The organism is Microlunatus capsulatus, assembly GCF_017876495.1.
GTDB lineage: Bacteria > Actinomycetota > Actinomycetes > Propionibacteriales > Propionibacteriaceae > Microlunatus > Microlunatus capsulatus.
In genome coordinates this window covers 1375011-1389480 of record NZ_JAGIOB010000001.1, presented here as the reverse complement: position 1 = coordinate 1389480, position 14470 = coordinate 1375011, and the positions used below count along the sequence as shown (strand labels likewise).

General features: G+C 74.2%; 12 protein-coding genes. 7 read left to right on the top strand and 5 right to left on the bottom strand.

The genetic code is table 11. The annotated features are described in order from the left end of the window. Positions 1–141: 141 nt before the first annotated feature. Positions 142–885 carry a sugar phosphate isomerase/epimerase family protein gene (locus JOF54_RS06405; protein WP_210054009.1) on the top strand — a complete coding sequence of 248 codons (744 nt, stop codon included), beginning with the start codon at positions 142–144 and terminating at the stop codon, positions 883–885. A 3-nt stretch (positions 886–888) separates the two neighbouring features. After that, complete coding sequence (locus tag JOF54_RS06400) at positions 889–2007, top strand: Gfo/Idh/MocA family protein (protein ID WP_210054008.1); 1119 nt, start codon at positions 889–891, stop codon at positions 2005–2007. A gap of 162 nt (positions 2008–2169) precedes the next feature. Here JOF54_RS06400 and JOF54_RS06395 read toward each other — a convergent pair whose 3' ends face one another. The 5 genes from JOF54_RS06395 to JOF54_RS06375 all read right to left on the bottom strand — a co-directional run bounded on the left by JOF54_RS06395 (position 2170) and on the right by JOF54_RS06375 (position 8753). Further along, positions 2170–4731: a glycoside hydrolase family 2 protein gene (locus JOF54_RS06395; RefSeq protein ID WP_307803892.1), complete on the bottom strand. Its 2562-nt coding sequence runs from the start codon at positions 4729–4731 to the stop codon at positions 2170–2172. 57 nt (positions 4732–4788) lie between these two features. Continuing rightward, entirely contained in the window at positions 4789–6387 is a 1599-nt protein-coding gene (locus JOF54_RS06390; protein ID WP_307803891.1) for a peptide chain release factor 3, read from the bottom strand. A gap of 51 nt (positions 6388–6438) precedes the next feature. Further along, positions 6439–6609, bottom strand: coding sequence for a hypothetical protein (locus JOF54_RS06385; protein WP_210054005.1), 171 nt, complete (start codon positions 6607–6609; stop codon positions 6439–6441). Between the two features lie 39 nt (positions 6610–6648). Continuing rightward, entirely contained in the window at positions 6649–7392 is a 744-nt protein-coding gene (locus JOF54_RS06380; RefSeq protein ID WP_210054003.1) for a hypothetical protein, read from the bottom strand. A 116-nt stretch (positions 7393–7508) separates the two neighbouring features. Continuing rightward, positions 7509–8753: an LCP family protein gene (locus JOF54_RS06375; RefSeq protein ID WP_210054001.1), complete on the bottom strand. Its 1245-nt coding sequence runs from the start codon at positions 8751–8753 to the stop codon at positions 7509–7511. A 184-nt stretch (positions 8754–8937) separates the two neighbouring features. On the opposite strand from JOF54_RS06375, the gene JOF54_RS06370 reads away from it, so the two are divergent. The 5 genes from JOF54_RS06370 (at position 8938) to iolB (ending at position 14468) form a co-directional block, all read left to right on the top strand. Further along, a complete protein-coding gene (locus JOF54_RS06370) occupies positions 8938–10413 on the top strand; it encodes an LCP family protein (RefSeq protein ID WP_307803890.1) in 1476 nt (491 codons plus the stop codon). A 66-nt stretch (positions 10414–10479) separates the two neighbouring features. Continuing rightward, positions 10480–11478 (top strand): glycosyltransferase family 2 protein, encoded by a 999-nt coding sequence (locus JOF54_RS06365; RefSeq protein WP_210053999.1) that lies wholly within the window; start codon positions 10480–10482, stop codon positions 11476–11478. Between the two features lie 148 nt (positions 11479–11626). Continuing rightward, complete coding sequence (gene iolC, locus JOF54_RS06360) at positions 11627–12685, top strand: 5-dehydro-2-deoxygluconokinase (RefSeq protein WP_210053998.1); 1059 nt, start codon at positions 11627–11629, stop codon at positions 12683–12685. A 35-nt stretch (positions 12686–12720) separates the two neighbouring features. After that, complete coding sequence (locus JOF54_RS06355) at positions 12721–13593, top strand: Cgl0159 family (beta/alpha)8-fold protein (protein WP_210059391.1); 873 nt, start codon at positions 12721–12723, stop codon at positions 13591–13593. Further along, the gene (gene iolB, locus JOF54_RS06350) at positions 13590–14468 is read left to right on the top strand and encodes a 5-deoxy-glucuronate isomerase (protein ID WP_307803889.1); all 879 of its coding nucleotides are present in this window, start codon (positions 13590–13592) and stop codon (positions 14466–14468) included. Before JOF54_RS06355 ends, iolB begins: the two co-directional genes overlap by 4 nt. The last annotated feature ends 2 nt before the right edge of the window (positions 14469–14470 follow it).

Here is a 14470-nt window from a genome sequence, read left to right as displayed (position 1 = left end):
CCTCCCTGCTGCCTCGGTGCCGCCAATGTACCGACTGAACCGGTTTTGGTAGCGTCGTCCGCGACGGGACCACCCGACAGCGCCCACCCCAGCGGGACGTGGGAGGGTCGGGGACGGACCCACCCCCAACGAAGGAGGACCATGAGCGACCAAGACCTGTCCGTGCAGCTCTACACCGTGCGGAACGCGCTGGCCGAGGACTTCGACGGCACCCTGGAGCGCATCGCCGGCTTCGGCTTCACCCAGGTCGAGCCGTTCGGCTTCACCAACTTCCTGGACGGCCTGCGCCGCCTCGGCGAGCACGGCCTCACCGCTCCCACCACCCACATGGGGCTGGTGGTCGACGCCGACCTGGACGCGATCTTCGCCGCCGCCGTCGAGCTGGGCATCGGCACCGTCATCGAGCCGGCCGTGCGCGCCCCGCACTGGCAGGACGTCGACGGCATCAAGGCCACGGCCGACAGCCTCAACGCCGCCGCCGCCAAGGCCGCCGAGCACGGCCTCAAGGTCGGCTACCACAACCACTGGTGGGAGATCGAGAAGGACTTCGACGGCCAGCACGGCCTGGAGGTCCTCGCCGCCCACCTCGACCCCGGGGTCGTCCTCGAGGTCGACACCTACTGGGCCCACGTCGGCGGCGCCGACGTCCCCGCCCTCCTGCAGCGCCTCGGCGACCGCGTCGTCGCCCTGCACGTCAAGGACGGCGACGGCAGCCGCGACAACAAGAAGCAGGTCGCCGTCGGCTCGGGCTCGCTGCCCGTCTGGAGCTTCGTCGACGCGGCGCCCGACGCCCTGCGCGTCGTCGAGCTCGACGACAGCGAGGGCGACATGCTGGACGCCGTCCGCGACAGCCGCACCTACCTCACCGCCGGAAAGGGAGCCTGACCCATGACCACCACCCCCACCCCCCGCACCGGGCCCGTCGGCATCGGCATCATCGGTGCCGGTGTGATCTCCGGGACCTACATCGAGAACCTGACGAGCTTCGCCGACACCCATGTGGTGGCGATCGCCGACAAGATCACCGAGAAGGCGCACGCCCGCGCGAAGGAGTTCGGCATCGTCGCCTCCGGCGACAACTCGGTCGTCCTGGACAACCCGGACGTCGAGCTCGTCGTCAACATCACCACCCCCGACGCGCACGCCGAGGTGGCGGCCCAGGCCATCGCCGCCGGCAAGCACGTGTGGAACGAGAAGCCGCTGGCGCTGGACCGCGAGGCCGGCCGGGGCACCATCGAGGCCGCCGAGAAGGCGGGCCTGCGGGTCGGCTGCGCGCCCGACACCTTCCTCGGCAGCGGCCTCCAGAAGAGCCGCGAGCTGCTGGAGTCCGGCGTCATCGGCACCCCGCTGACCGCGCTGGTGCTGCTGCAGAGCCCGGGCCCGGAGTCGTGGCACCCGGACCCCGCCTTCCTCTTCCAGTACGGCGCCGGCCCGCTGTTCGACATCGGCCCGTACTACCTGACGGCGCTCACGCAGTTCTTCGGCCCGGCCCGCAAGGTCGCCGCCACCGCCTCCAAGGCGCGGGAGACCCGCACCATCGGCTCCGGCCCCAAGGCCGGCGAGGTCTTCGACGTGACCGTGCCCAGCCAGTACTCCGCGCTGGTGCAGTACGAGTCGGGCCAGTCGGCCACGATGATCTACTCCTTCGACTCCGCGCAGACGCGGACGCTGCTGGAGATCACCGGGACCGAGGGCACGATGCTGGTGCCCGACCCGAACATGTTCGAGGGCGAGATCGCCGTCCGGCGCTTCGGCGAGGACGAGTTCACCGTCGTCGCCGAGACCACGGCGCAGTCCTCGCGCGGCACCGGCGCGCTGGACATCGCCCGGGCCATCCGCGAGAACCGGCCGCACCGCGCACAGGGCACGCAGGCGTTCCACGTCCTCGACACGATGGTCGCCATCGCCGAGTCCGGCGAGCGGGGCGAGTTCGTCTCCGTCGACAGCACCTTCGAGAAGCCGGCCCTGCTGCCCGAGGGCTGGGACCCCAAGGCCGCCACGGTCTGAGCACGTCGACGCCCGGTCACCCCTCGCGGGGTGGCCGGGCGTTGTCGTGCCCTGAGCCTGTCGGAGGGCCTTCGACAGGCTCAGGCCGCGGGGACAGGCTCAGGCCGCGGGGACAGGCTCAGGCCGCGGTGGTGCGGTTCCCGTTCCCTGAGCTCGTCGACGCTACTGGCCCACCACGTCGTTGACCGAGCGGAGCACCGGCTTCGTGGTGAGGGCCTCGTCGTCGAGGGCGGGGCCGGTGACGGCGAAGGTGTGGCTCTGCCCGGCCAGCAGGGTGACCAGCCCCGAGTCGACGCGGGCCGCGGGGTCGAGGCGGTCGGGGAAGAGCATCAGGTCCTTGGCCAGAGCCGCGGCGGTGACGGTCACGGTGCAGCCGCCCGCAGCGTGCGCGACCTCCACCTCGTAGGCGCTCTCGGCGTCGACCAGCTGGAGCTCGGTGTCCTCGACGAAGTAGCCGAAGGCCGTCGTCATCCCCTCGGCCTCGGCGGTCAGCACCTCCGCCCGCGGGTCGGCCGGGGTCAGCAGGTCGGCGTCGAGGACCACCGCGACCGCGGAGCGCGGGTCGAGGTGGAACGGCACCCGCTGCTCGGCCAGCACCGTCGAGCCCGCGCCGGTCGAGCGCCGGGTGAGCACCAGCTCGCCCTCCCACACCTCGTCGCTGTCGTCGTGCGCCACCAGGGTGTGCACCGGCTCGCCGTGCTCGTCGGGCCGCGGCTGGAAGGTGGCGAACCGGTCGGCGTTGACGCGGCGGAGCGCGTACCAGAGCGGCTTGCGGATGCCGTGGCTGTCGACGGCGGCCCACGAGACCACGGGCCAGTTGTCGTTCAGCTGCCAGACGACGGCGCCGCGGTTCAGCGGGTAGAGGCTGCGGAAGTGCTCGACGCCGAAGGCCACGGCCCGGGCCTGGTTGAGCGAGGTGAGCCAGTGCCAGTCGTCCATGTCCGCGCGGCCGGTGGCATCCCCCGGACCTGACGACACGCCCCAGCCCGGGAGGTGCTCGCCCAGCCCGCGCTCCAGCTTGAGGTTGCCCAGGTGCGCCTTCTGGTGGACGAGCATCTGGGGCCCGTACGGGTCGAGGGGCTCGTCGTGCACCACCGAGGTCAGCGTCGACCAGGCGGCCGGGCCCTGGAACCCGAACTCGGAGACGAAGCGGGCCGGGTAGTCGCGGTAGTGGCTGTAGTCCCGCTGGTTCCAGACGTCCCAGATGTGCATCGTGCCGTGCCGGTGGTCGTTCGGGTGGGCGTACTTCACGAAGGAGTATGGGCTGCCCGGGCTGTAGGGCGTCCGCGGGTCCAGCTCGGCGACGACCGCCGGCAGCACCTCGGTGTAGTAGCCGTCGCCCCAGCTGCGGCCCGCGAGGGCGGTCCGCCAGCCCCACTCGACGTAGCCCCAGATGTTCTCGTTGTTCCCGTTCCACAGGACGAGGCTCGCGTGCTGGGACAGCCGGGTGACGGCCTCGCGGGCCTCGGCGACGACCTCGCTGCGCAACGGCTCGTCCTCGCTGTAGGCCGCGCACGCGAAGAGGAAGTCCTGCCAGACCAGCACGCCCGCCTCGTCGCAGGCGCGGTAGAAGTGCTCGCTCTCGTAGATCCCGCCGCCCCAGACGCGCAGCAGGTTCATCCCCGCCGCCACGGCCTCGGCCACCCCGGCGCGGTAGGTGTCCTCGGTCAGCCGGGTGACGAGCGCGTCGTCGGGGATCCAGTTGGCGCCCTTGACGAACACCGGCTCGCCGTTCACGGCCAGCACGAACCCCGTCCCGTCGACGTCCGGCTCCGTGGTCAGCGTGACGGTGCGGAAGCCGACGCGGCCCGACCAGGTGCCGAGCCTCCCGGTCCCGGCGGCCACCTCGACGGCCACGTCGTGCAGCGCCTGGGCGCCGTACCCGCGCGGCCACCAGGCGGCGACGTCGGCCGCCCGCTGCACGACCACGACGGAGGGCTGGCCCGGCTGCGCGACCGCCTGCGCCGCGTCCCCGCCGAGCCGGACGGCGACGGTCACCGGCTCGGTGGCACCCGGCGCCCACTGCAGGTCGACGTGGGTCTCCAGCACGCCGTCGGTGCCGTCGAGGGTGGCCAGCGGGCGGACCGCGGCCAGCCGCACGCCGCTCCAGGACTCGATCCCGATCGACTTCCAGATGCCGGCGCCGGCGAGGTCGGGACCCCAGTCCCAGCCGTACTGGCTGGCCATCTTGCGGAGCGCGTTGAAGGGGTGGCCGTAGGCGCGGGGCCGGTCGCCCAGCTCGGCGGCCAGCCGCTCGGCACCGGTGACGGGGGCCTCGAAGCGGATCTCGAGGGTGTTGGTGCCCTCGACCAGGACGTCGGTGACGTCGACCCGGTGGGTGCGGTGCTCGTTCGCGGTGCGGGCCACCTCGGTGCCGTTGACCAGCACGGTCGCGAGGGTGTCGAGCCCGTCGGCGACGAGCTCGTGGTGGTCCTCCGGGCCGCCGGTCCAGGTGAGCTCGGCGCGGTAGGACCAGCTGGTGCGGCCGATCCAGGCCAGCTGGGCCTCGTGGTCGGCGTCGAAGGGGTCCGGGATGAGACCGGCGGCCAGCAGTTCGGCGTGCACCTCACCCGGGACGGTCGCGGCCACCGGTCCCTCGCCCACGGCGGCCCAGCCGGCGGGGACCGGGTCGAGCGCGGTCAGGGTCCAGGCGGTCCCGCCGACGGAGTCCAGGGAGGTGCGGCGGAGGGCGCGCGGCGTCGCGGGCGTGGGGTTCGCAGTCACCCCCGGCACGTTACTTGACCGGTTCAGCGACGCTCAAGACACCGCTGGGCGGGCCCCTCAGTCCTCCGCGACGCCCAGGCCGGCCAGCTCGAGGTCGGGGTGGTTGCGACGGACCGTGGCCAGCCGCCAGGTGTTGGGGAACAGGGCGATCGTCGTCCCGTCCGAGCCGGTGGCCACCTCGACGTTGCTCTCCGAGCCCAGCACGTCCTGAGCCGCGGGCACCGTGCGCTGGGCGACGGTGTGCGCCAGCGGCTCCAGGCTGACGGGGCAGTTGAACTCGTGGGTCATCCGGTCGGCGACCACCTCGTACTGCATCTGGCCGACGGCGCCCAGGATTGGCTGCTGCGGCCCCCGCAGCTGCGAGGTGAGCAGCTGGATGACGCCCTCGCGGTCCAGCTGGCTGAGGCCCTTGTGGAACTGCTTGTGCTTGCTGGTGTCGCGGGCGTTGACGACCTGGAAGTGCTCGGGCGCGAAACGGGGGATGGGCGGGAACTCGACGTGACGGTCGAGGTAGAGGGTGTCGCCCGGCCGCAGCGCGTTGGCGTTGACCAGGCCGACGACGTCGCCCGGCCAGGCGAGGTCGACGGTCTCCCGCTCCCGGCCGAAGAACTGGTGGGCGTACTTGGTGGCGAACGGCCGGCCGGTCGGCTGGTGGGTCAGCGTCATGCCGCGCTCGAAGAGGCCGGAGCAGACCCGGATGAAGGCGATCCGGTCGCGGTGCGCCGCGTTCATCCCCGACTGCACCTTGAAGACGAACCCCGAGAAGGGCTCGTCGACGGGCCGGGGCTCGCCGGCGGTGTCGCGCCGCGCCTCCGCGGCCGGCGCGTGCTCGACGATGACGTCCAGCAGCCGGCCGATGCCGATGTTGAGCACGGCGGCGCCGAACAGCACCGGGGTGGTGGCGGCGGCCAGGAAGAGCTCCTGGTCGTGGCCCTCCAGCAGGCCGATCTCGTCCTGGGCCGTGCCCCAGCGTGACCCGACGAGGGCCTCGGCCTCCGACGGCGCCACGAGGTGTTCCTCGGCGATGGTCGCGCCGCCGGCGGTCCGGGTGAACTGGGCGAGCTCGCCGGTCCGCCGCTCCACCAGGCCGGCGAAGTCGCCGGCGATGCCGACCGGCCAGGTGAGCGGGGTGGGGACGAGGCCGGTCCGGGTCTCGATCTCGTCCATCAGGGCCAGCGCGTCCAGGCCCGGGCGGTCCCACTTGTTGATCATGGTGATGACGGGGAGCTTGCGGCGGCGGCAGACGTCGAACAGCTTCATCGTCTGGGCCTCCAGGCCCTTCGCCGCGTCGACGAGCATGATCACCGAGTCGACCGCGGCCAGCACCCGGTAGGTGTCCTCGGAGAAGTCGGCGTGGCCGGGGGTGTCGACGAGGTTGACGACGACGCCGTCGTGCTCGAACTGCACGGCGGCCGAGCTGATCGAGATGCCGCGCTGCTGCTCCATGCTCATCCAGTCCGAGACGGTGGCCTTGCGGCCCGCCTTGCCGTGCGTGGCGCCGGCCCGGCCGATGGCGCGGGCGTGCAGCAGCAGGGCCTCGGTCAGGGTCGACTTGCCGGCGTCGGGGTGGGAGATGACGGCGACGACGCGGCGCCGGGCCGCCTGCTGGGCGACCTCGCCGGCGTCGGGCAGGGCAGCGGTCGCGGTTTCGAGCACCGCACGACTCTACCCGCCGGGACCGCCCGGGGACGGGTCAGCGGGCGGGGCTCAGCGGGAGGCGCCGGGCGCGGCCGGGCGGCGCGTGAGCTTGTCGATCGTGGCCTGGTCGGCGCCCAGCCGGCGCAGCGACGAGGCGAGCTTGCGGGTGGCACTCACCGACTGCACGGCGGGCCGGGTGATGACCGACGCGCGCGCCTTCTTGATGTTGCCGGGTGACATGGGTGTCGCCTTCCCTCCGGGTGCCCTGGATCCTACGCCTCAGCCGGCCTGGGAGAGGAGGGCCTGACCCGTGAAGTTCAGCAGGCCCAGCACCTCCTCGCTGCTCAGCGAGGCCAGCCGCCCGTCGGGGCCGTCGAGGGCGAGGCAGCCGACCACCCGCGAGCGGGGGCCGGAGTCGTCGATGATCGGGGAGGCCACGACGACGGCGTACTTGTCGCGCAGGTCGAGGTACTCGTCGTGCTCGAGCCCCATCCGCAGGTCGTCGGGCACCTGCCGCCACTCCTCGGCGCTCGGCTGGCCGAGGTCGGCCGACATCTGCGCGAGGTCCACCGCGACGACCTCGCCCTGGGTCACGCAGGCGCCGATGACGCCCTTGCCCGGGCGCCAGGCGACGTCGGAGCTGACCGGTCGGCGGGAGGCGCGGACGCGGTGCACCCGGCGGAGCCGGGAGCCCCACGGCCACCACCAGCGCCGGTCGGACCGGTAGACGGCGATGCCGAGGTCCCGGAAGTCCAGCCGGGGCCGCACCTGGTCGACCACCGCCCACAGCGTGGCGGTCAGGGTGATCTCGGCCAGCTCGCGGCGCCGGCCCAGCCGCCGCTCCCGCCAGTCGCGCCAGGCGGCGCCGACGGTGGCTACCGCGGCCAGCGTCGCCGAGGTGACGATGCACGCCACCACCACCGCCGTCGGGACGGCGACCAGCTCGGCGCCGTCCAGTCCCAGCACCACCGCGGCCACCGCTGCGAGCAGCGCCGCGACCGTCTTCACCACCGCCCTGCTCATCGGCCTGCTCCTCGCTCCGTGCTGCCCGAGCCGGGGGAGGAACGGGCGTGGGGAACGCTACGAGCCCGCACTGACAGGCCCGCCGCTCCTCCGGGGAGCGCGGGGGAGGGGAGCGGTCAGCGCACGTACTGCTGCAGGTCGGAGGTGTCGCCGCGGGCCAGGTCGCTGAACATCGCGGCGGCCTCCTTCTCGTCCCAGAGCACGGCCGAGCCGGCCGACGTCGAGGCGTCGGGATCGGAGACGGGGACGGTGAGGGTCAGCCCGCCGCCGGCCGCCACAGTCCGCATGGCCAGCGCCAGCGTGCCGACCTGCCAGAGCGAGGTGTCCTCGCCCAGCCGGACGGAGCGGGCCGAGGCCGTGCTGAGGCGCCAGTAGCGGACCGGGTTGAGCACCGTCGCGGGGGAGGCGGCCTCCCCCGCGACGGCGGCCAGCATCTCCCGCTGCCGCTCGACCCGGCCGAGGTCGCCGCGGGGGTCGGCCTTGCGCATCCGGACGTAGCCGAGCGCCGTGGTGCCGTCGAGCTCCTGGCAGCCCTTCGGCAGGTCGAGGTGGCTGTCGCGGTCCTCGATCGCCTTCGGCAGGCACATCTCGATCCCGCCCAGGGCGTCGATGACGTTGACGAAGCCGCCGAACCCGATCTCCAGGTAGCCGTCGACCCGCAGGCCCGTGCTCTGCTCGACGGTCTGCTCGAGCAGCGGGGCGCCCCCGAAGGCGAAGGCGGCGTTGATCTTGTTCTCCCCGTGGCCCGGGATGTCGACGAAGGAGTCACGCGGGATGGACACCAGCGCCGGCTCGCCGCCGGGCGGGACGTGCAGCAGCATGATCGTGTCGGTGCGCTGGCCCTCGGTCTTCCCGGTGCCGAGCCGCTTGCGCTCGGCCGCGGTCAACCCCTCGCGGGAGTCGGAGCCGACGAGCAGGAAGGTCTGGCCCGGCTGGTCACCGGGCCGCTCGCCGGCGGGGGCGTCGTCCACCCGGCCCACCTGGCTCCAGGCGTACGCCGGCACCCCGACCAGCCAGGCGAGGGCCAGCGCGACGAGCAGGGCCAGGGCCCGGACGGCGTTCCGCACGGGGTGCCGACGGCGGGGCGGTCGGCCGCCCGGTGCGGTGGGCGGGGCCGGGGGCGGTCCGGCGGGACCCTGCGGACGACGGCCGGGCGGCGGCGTCCGCGGCGTCCGGCCCCAGCCCGGGTCGACGCGTCGGGGGTCGGGCGGCGGCGCGGCGGGCCGGTCCCAGGAGGGGGTGGGCGGTGCCGCGGAGGGGTCGTCGGCGGCGGGCGGGAGCACGCGCGTCGGCTCGGGCCCGGGCGGCCGCGGGGACCGGCCGTAGAGCCAGTCGAGGTCCTCGTCGCGGCTGGGCGGCATGTGCCGAGGGTAGCGGGAGGTGCTGTCCGCGGAGCCTGTGAAAGGCCGCCGTCCCGGCGTGGCACGGGCTCGGTGACCGGCGGCCGTGGCCATACTGGCTGCGACCTGCCGGGCCCTGCACCCCTACCGTCGGACACGCAGCCGCGCCGGGTCGCCTTCCCCGAAGCAGACGAAAGGCTCCCAGGTGTCGAGTAGCACCGCGGAGGACGCACGGCACCTCCCGACCACCCTGCACACCCCCCAGCAGCGCAGCGAGCGCGTCAAGCTGCGCCGCGGCCTGACGTTCCTCGGCATGACGCTCGTGCTGCCCGGCTCGGCGCAGGTCGCGGCGGGCAACCGGGCGGTCGGCCGGCTCGCCCTGCGGGTCTGGGCCGGGCTCTGGGCGGTGCTCGTCCTGGTCGCGCTGCTCGCGCTGGTCTGGCGCGGCGGCGCCATCACGCTGCTGACCAGCGGCGTCACGCTCCGGCTGGTGCAGGTGGCCCTCGTCGTCCTCGGGATCGGCTGGGGGCTGCTGTTCCTCGACGCCTGGCGGATCAGCCGCCCTCCCGAGCTCGCCCGGCGGCACCGGCTCGGCTTCGCCGTGCTCAACCTGGCCCTCGTCTTGACCGTCGTCGGTGGGCTGCTCGCCTCGGCCTCGATCGTGTCCTCCCAGCGCGACCTGGTGGCCTCGGTCTTCGCCGGCGGCGGCGACCAGGAGGTCAAGCACGGCCGGTACAACGTCCTGCTGCTGGGTGGCGACGCCGGCAAGGACCGCGTCGGGCTGCGGCCGGACAGCATGACGGTGGCCAGCGTCGACGCCGAGACGGGGCGCACCGTGCTGGTCAGCCTGCCCCGCAACCTCGAGGACGTGCCGTTCCCGGAGTCCTCGCCGCTGCACGCCCAGTTCCCCGACGGCTACACCTGCGCCGACCACTCCTGCATGCTCAACGCCGTCTACACCTACGCCAGCGAGCACCCCGAGCTGTACCCCGGTGTCCGCAACCCGGGGGCGCAGGCCACCGTGGAGGCCGTCGAGGGGGCCACCGGCCTGCAGATCAACTACTGGGCGCTCATCGACCTCAAGGGCTTCGAGGACCTCGTCGACGCCGTCGGCGGCATCACCATGGACGTCTACCGCCGGGTGCCGATCGGCGGCGGCAGCAGCAAGATCTACGGGTACGTGGAGGCGGGCAAGAACCGGCACCTCGACGGCCGGGAGGCGCTGTGGTTCGCGCGGTCCCGCTCGGACTCCAGCGACTACGACCGGATGGTCCGGCAGAAGTGCGTGATGAACGCGATGCTCGACCAGATGGACCCGGCGACGGTGCTGACGAACTTCAACAAGATCGCCGCCGCGGGCCAGGAGGTGGTGGCGACCAGCGTGCCCACGTCCGAGCTGGGGACGATGATGGACCTCGCCCTCAAGGCCAAGAAGCTGCCGACGTCGAGCCTGGCCGTGGTGCCGCCGCTGATCCAGCCCGGCGCCCCCGACTTCGACGTCATCCGGACCGCGGTCGCGGACAAGATCGCCGCGTCGGAGGCCAAGGACGACCCGGAGCCCGCCCCGGACGCCGCCAGCCCGACCGCCGGCGGCACCAGCACCGCGGCCCCGAAGCAGAAGAAGCCGGCCGCGAGCAAGGGCGCCGACACCGACGACCTGACCGCGGTCTGCTCGGCCTGACCGGAACCGGCCGGGGCGCGGGCGCGTGCTCCGGCCCGGACCGGCCGCGGCTGACAGGATGAGCGGATGAGCGCACGCAGCTGGCCCGGGGTCAGCGTCGTCATGCCCGTGCTGAACGAGGAGCGGCACCTCGCCGCCGCCGTGGGCCGGGTCCTCGACCAGCAGTACCCCGGCGAGCTGGAGGTGCTGCTCGTCGTCGGACCCAGCCGTGACGCGACCCGCACGATCGCCGACGAGCTGGCCGCCGGGGACCCCCGGATCCGGGTGGTCGACAACCCGGCCGGCCGCACGCCGCACGCGCTCAACCTCGGCGTGGCCGCGGCCCACCACGACGTCGTCGTCCGCGTCGACGGGCACGGCGAGCTCACCAACGGCTACATCGCCCGGGCCGTCGAGCTGCTGGAGGAGACCGGCGCGGCCAACGTCGGCGGCGTGATGGACGCCCAGGGCCGCTCGGCCTTCGAGCAGGCCGTCGCCTCGGCCTACACGACCCGGCTGGGCCTGGGCGGCTCCGCCTTCCACCTGGCGGGCTCGCCCGCGGGGGAGGCCGAGACGGTCTTCCTCGGGGTCTTCCGCAAGGAGGCCCTGCAGGCCGTCGGGGGCTTCGACGAGACGATGCACCGGGCCCAGGACTGGGAGCTGAACTACCGGCTGCGCGGCAGCGGGCGGCGGATCTGGTTCTCCCCGGAGCTGCGGGTCACCTACCGCCCGCGCTCGTCGCTGCGGGCCCTGCTGAAGCAGATGTACGACACGGGCAAGTGGCGCCGCGAGGTCGTCCGGCGGCACCCCGAGACGGCGAACCTGCGCTACCTCGCGCCGCCCGCCGCCGTCAGCGGGATCGCCGTCGGCACCGCCGCCGGCGCTCTGGGGCTGGCGACCGGCTCCCGGCTGCTGCGGCTGGGCCTCGCCGCCCCGCTGGGCTACCTCGCCGTCGTCCTCGCCGGGGCGGCCACCGCCGGGCCGATGCCGGCCCGGGCCCGGGCCTGGCTGCCGGTCGTGCTGGCCGCGACGCACCTCTCGTGGGGCTCCGGCTTCCTGGTCGGGCTGCGCCGCCGCCGCCCTTGAGCGCTGCCCGGGGGTCCGGCGGGGTGCCGGACGGGGAGCGGCGACGGGTCTTGACCGTTTGTCCGTACATATCGTTGACAGGGCCGCGACCCAGGCCCTAGGTTCGACGCGGACCGGGGCCACCGACCCCGCTCCGCCGAGGAGAGCCATGAGCAGCGACGCCCACGCCGTCCCGCAGCCGCCCGCCGGACGGGCGGGCGGACCGGCGGACGCACCCCTGGAGGTGCTGACCTTCGGCCGCGCCGGCGTCGACATCTACCCGCTGCAGGTGGGCGTCGGGCTGGAGGACGTGCAGACCTTCGGCAAGTACCTCGGCGGCACCACGGCCAACGTCGCCGTCGCCGCCGCCCGGCTGGGCCGCCGCGCGGGCATCATCACCGGCGTCGGCGACGACCCCTTCGGGCGCTACGTGCGCCGCGAGCTGCGCGACCTCGGGGTGAGCGACGCCCACGTCGTCACGAACACCACCTACGCGACACCGGTGACGTTCTGCGAGATCTTCCCGCCGGACGACTTCCCGCTGTACTTCTACCGCAAGCCCACCGCGCCGGACCTGCAGGTGCGGCCCGAGGACCTCGACCTGGACGCCGTCCGGGCCACCGCGCTGATGTGGCTCTCGGTGAGCGGTCTCAGCGAGGAGCCCAGCCGGGCCGCGCACGCCGCCGTCCTCGAAGCGCGCGACCGACGGCCGTTCACCGTCCTCGACCTCGACTACCGGCCGATGTTCTGGGAGACCCCCGGCCACGCCAGCGAGCAGGTCCAGAAGGTGCTGCCCCAGGTCACCGTGGCCGTCGGCAACCGCGAGGAGTGCGAGGTGGCCGTCGGCGAGAGCGACCCGGAGCGGGCGGCCGACGCGCTGCTGGCCGCCGGCGTCGAGCTCGCGGTGGTCAAGCAGGGCCCGAAGGGCGTGCTGGCCAAGACGCGCTCGGGGGAGCGCGTCGAGAGCCCGCCGATCCCCATCACCCCGCTCAACGGCCTGGGCGCCGGCGACTCCTTCGGCGGGTCGCTCTGCCACGGGCTGCTGGCCGGCTGGCCGCTGGAGCAGGTGCTGGCCCGGGCCAACGCGGCCGGGGCCATCGTCGCCTCCCGCCTGGAGTGCTCGACCGCCATGCCCACCGGCGCCGAGATCGAGACCCTGCTGGCCGGCGGCGACCCGAACGCCGGGCTCGACGCCGCGCACGCGGTGCACGTCGGGCTCGCCCGGTGACCGCGCTGACCGCCCCGGCCCGCACCCCGGGCTTCGTGGGCTCGGTCGCCGAGATCAACGAGGTCCGGGCCCGCGAGCCGCAGCGGATCGCCCGCCTGCTGGCCGAGCGCCGGCGTCGCGCCGACGTCTTCGGCCCCGACGGCCGGCTGATGGTCGTCGCCTGCGACCACCCCGCCCGCGGGGCCCTGGCGGCGGCCGGTCGGCCGACGGCGATGAACGACCGGCACGACCTGCTGGAGCGGCTGGCGACCGCGCTGGCCCGGCCGGGCGTCGACGGGCTGCTGGCCACGGCCGACATCGCCGAGGACCTGCTGCTGCTGGGCGCGCTGGAGGACAAGCTCGTCTTCTCCTCGCTGAACCGCGGCGGCCTGCAGGGCGCGTCCTTCGAGCTGGACGACCGGCAGACCGGCTACGACGTCCGAGGCACCGTCGAGGCCGGCTTCGAGGGCGCCAAGATGCTCACCCGGATCGACCTCGACGACCCGGGCACCGTCGCCACCCTCGAGCAGTGCGGCCGCGCCGTCACCGAGCTGGCCCGCGCGCAGCGGATCGCGCTGGTCGAGCCCTTCCTGTCCCGCCGGGTCGGGGGCGCGGTCGTCAACGACCTGTCCGCCGACGCCGTCATCAGGTCGGTGCACATCGCCCAGGGCCTGGGCGCCTCCAGCGCCTACACCTGGCTGAAGCTCCCCGTCGTCGAGGAGATGGAGCGCGTGATGGACGCCACCACGCTGCCCACCCTGCTGCTGGGCGGCGACCCCGCCGGCGACCCGGACGCCACCTACGCGCGCTGGCAGGCGGCGCTGGCCCTGCCGTCGGTCCGCGGCCTGGTGCTGGGCCGCACGATGCTCTACCCGGCCGACGACGACGTGGCCCGCGCCGTCGACACCGCCGTCGCGATGGTCCGGTGAGCACGGTGAGCCGCTACTACCTGCCCGCCGGCTCGGCCGCCCGCGACGGCTACGACCTCGAGGTGACCCCGGAGTCGGCGGCCTGGGGCTACTCCAGCCTCCGCGTGCTGACCCTGGCCGCCGGCGGCACCCGGACCGTCGCGACCGGGGACGCCGAGGTGGTCGTGCTGCCGCTGAGCGGCGCGGTCGACGTCGCGGTCGACGGCGTCCGCCACGCCCTGCACGGGCGGCCCGACGTCTTCGCCGGTCCCACCGACCTCGCCTACCTCCCGGTGGGCTCGGTCGCGACGCTCGCCTCCGCCGCCGGCGGCCGCTTCGCCCTGTGCGGGGCGCGGACCGACCGGGTGCTGCCCTTCCGCTACGGCGCCGCGGCCGACGTGCCCGTCGAGCTCCGCGGGGCCGGGCCGTCCAGCCGGCAGGTGCGCAACTTCGCCACGCCCGAGGCGCTCGACGCCGGGGCGCTCATCGCGTGCGAGGTCATCACGCCGGACGGCAACTGGTCCTCCTACCCGGCGCACAAGCACGACGAGACGACCGCGACCGAGTCCGAGCTCGAGGAGATCTACTACTTCGAGGTCGCGCCCGGCCCGCACGGCGAGCCGGGGCTGGGGTTCATGCGCACCTCGTCCTCGCCCGGGCACCCGATCGAGGTCCTGGAGGAGGTCCACGACCGCGACACCGTGCTGGTGCCGTTCGGCTGGCACGGCCCCTGCGTCGCCGCCCCCGGGCACCCCCTGTACTACCTCAACGTGATGGCCGGGCCCTCGCCCGAGCGCGCGTGGAGGATCTCCGACCACCCGGACCAGACCTGGGTCCGCGGCACGTGGGCCGACCAGCCCGTCGACCCCCGACTCACCGCAGCGAAGGAAGGCTGAGC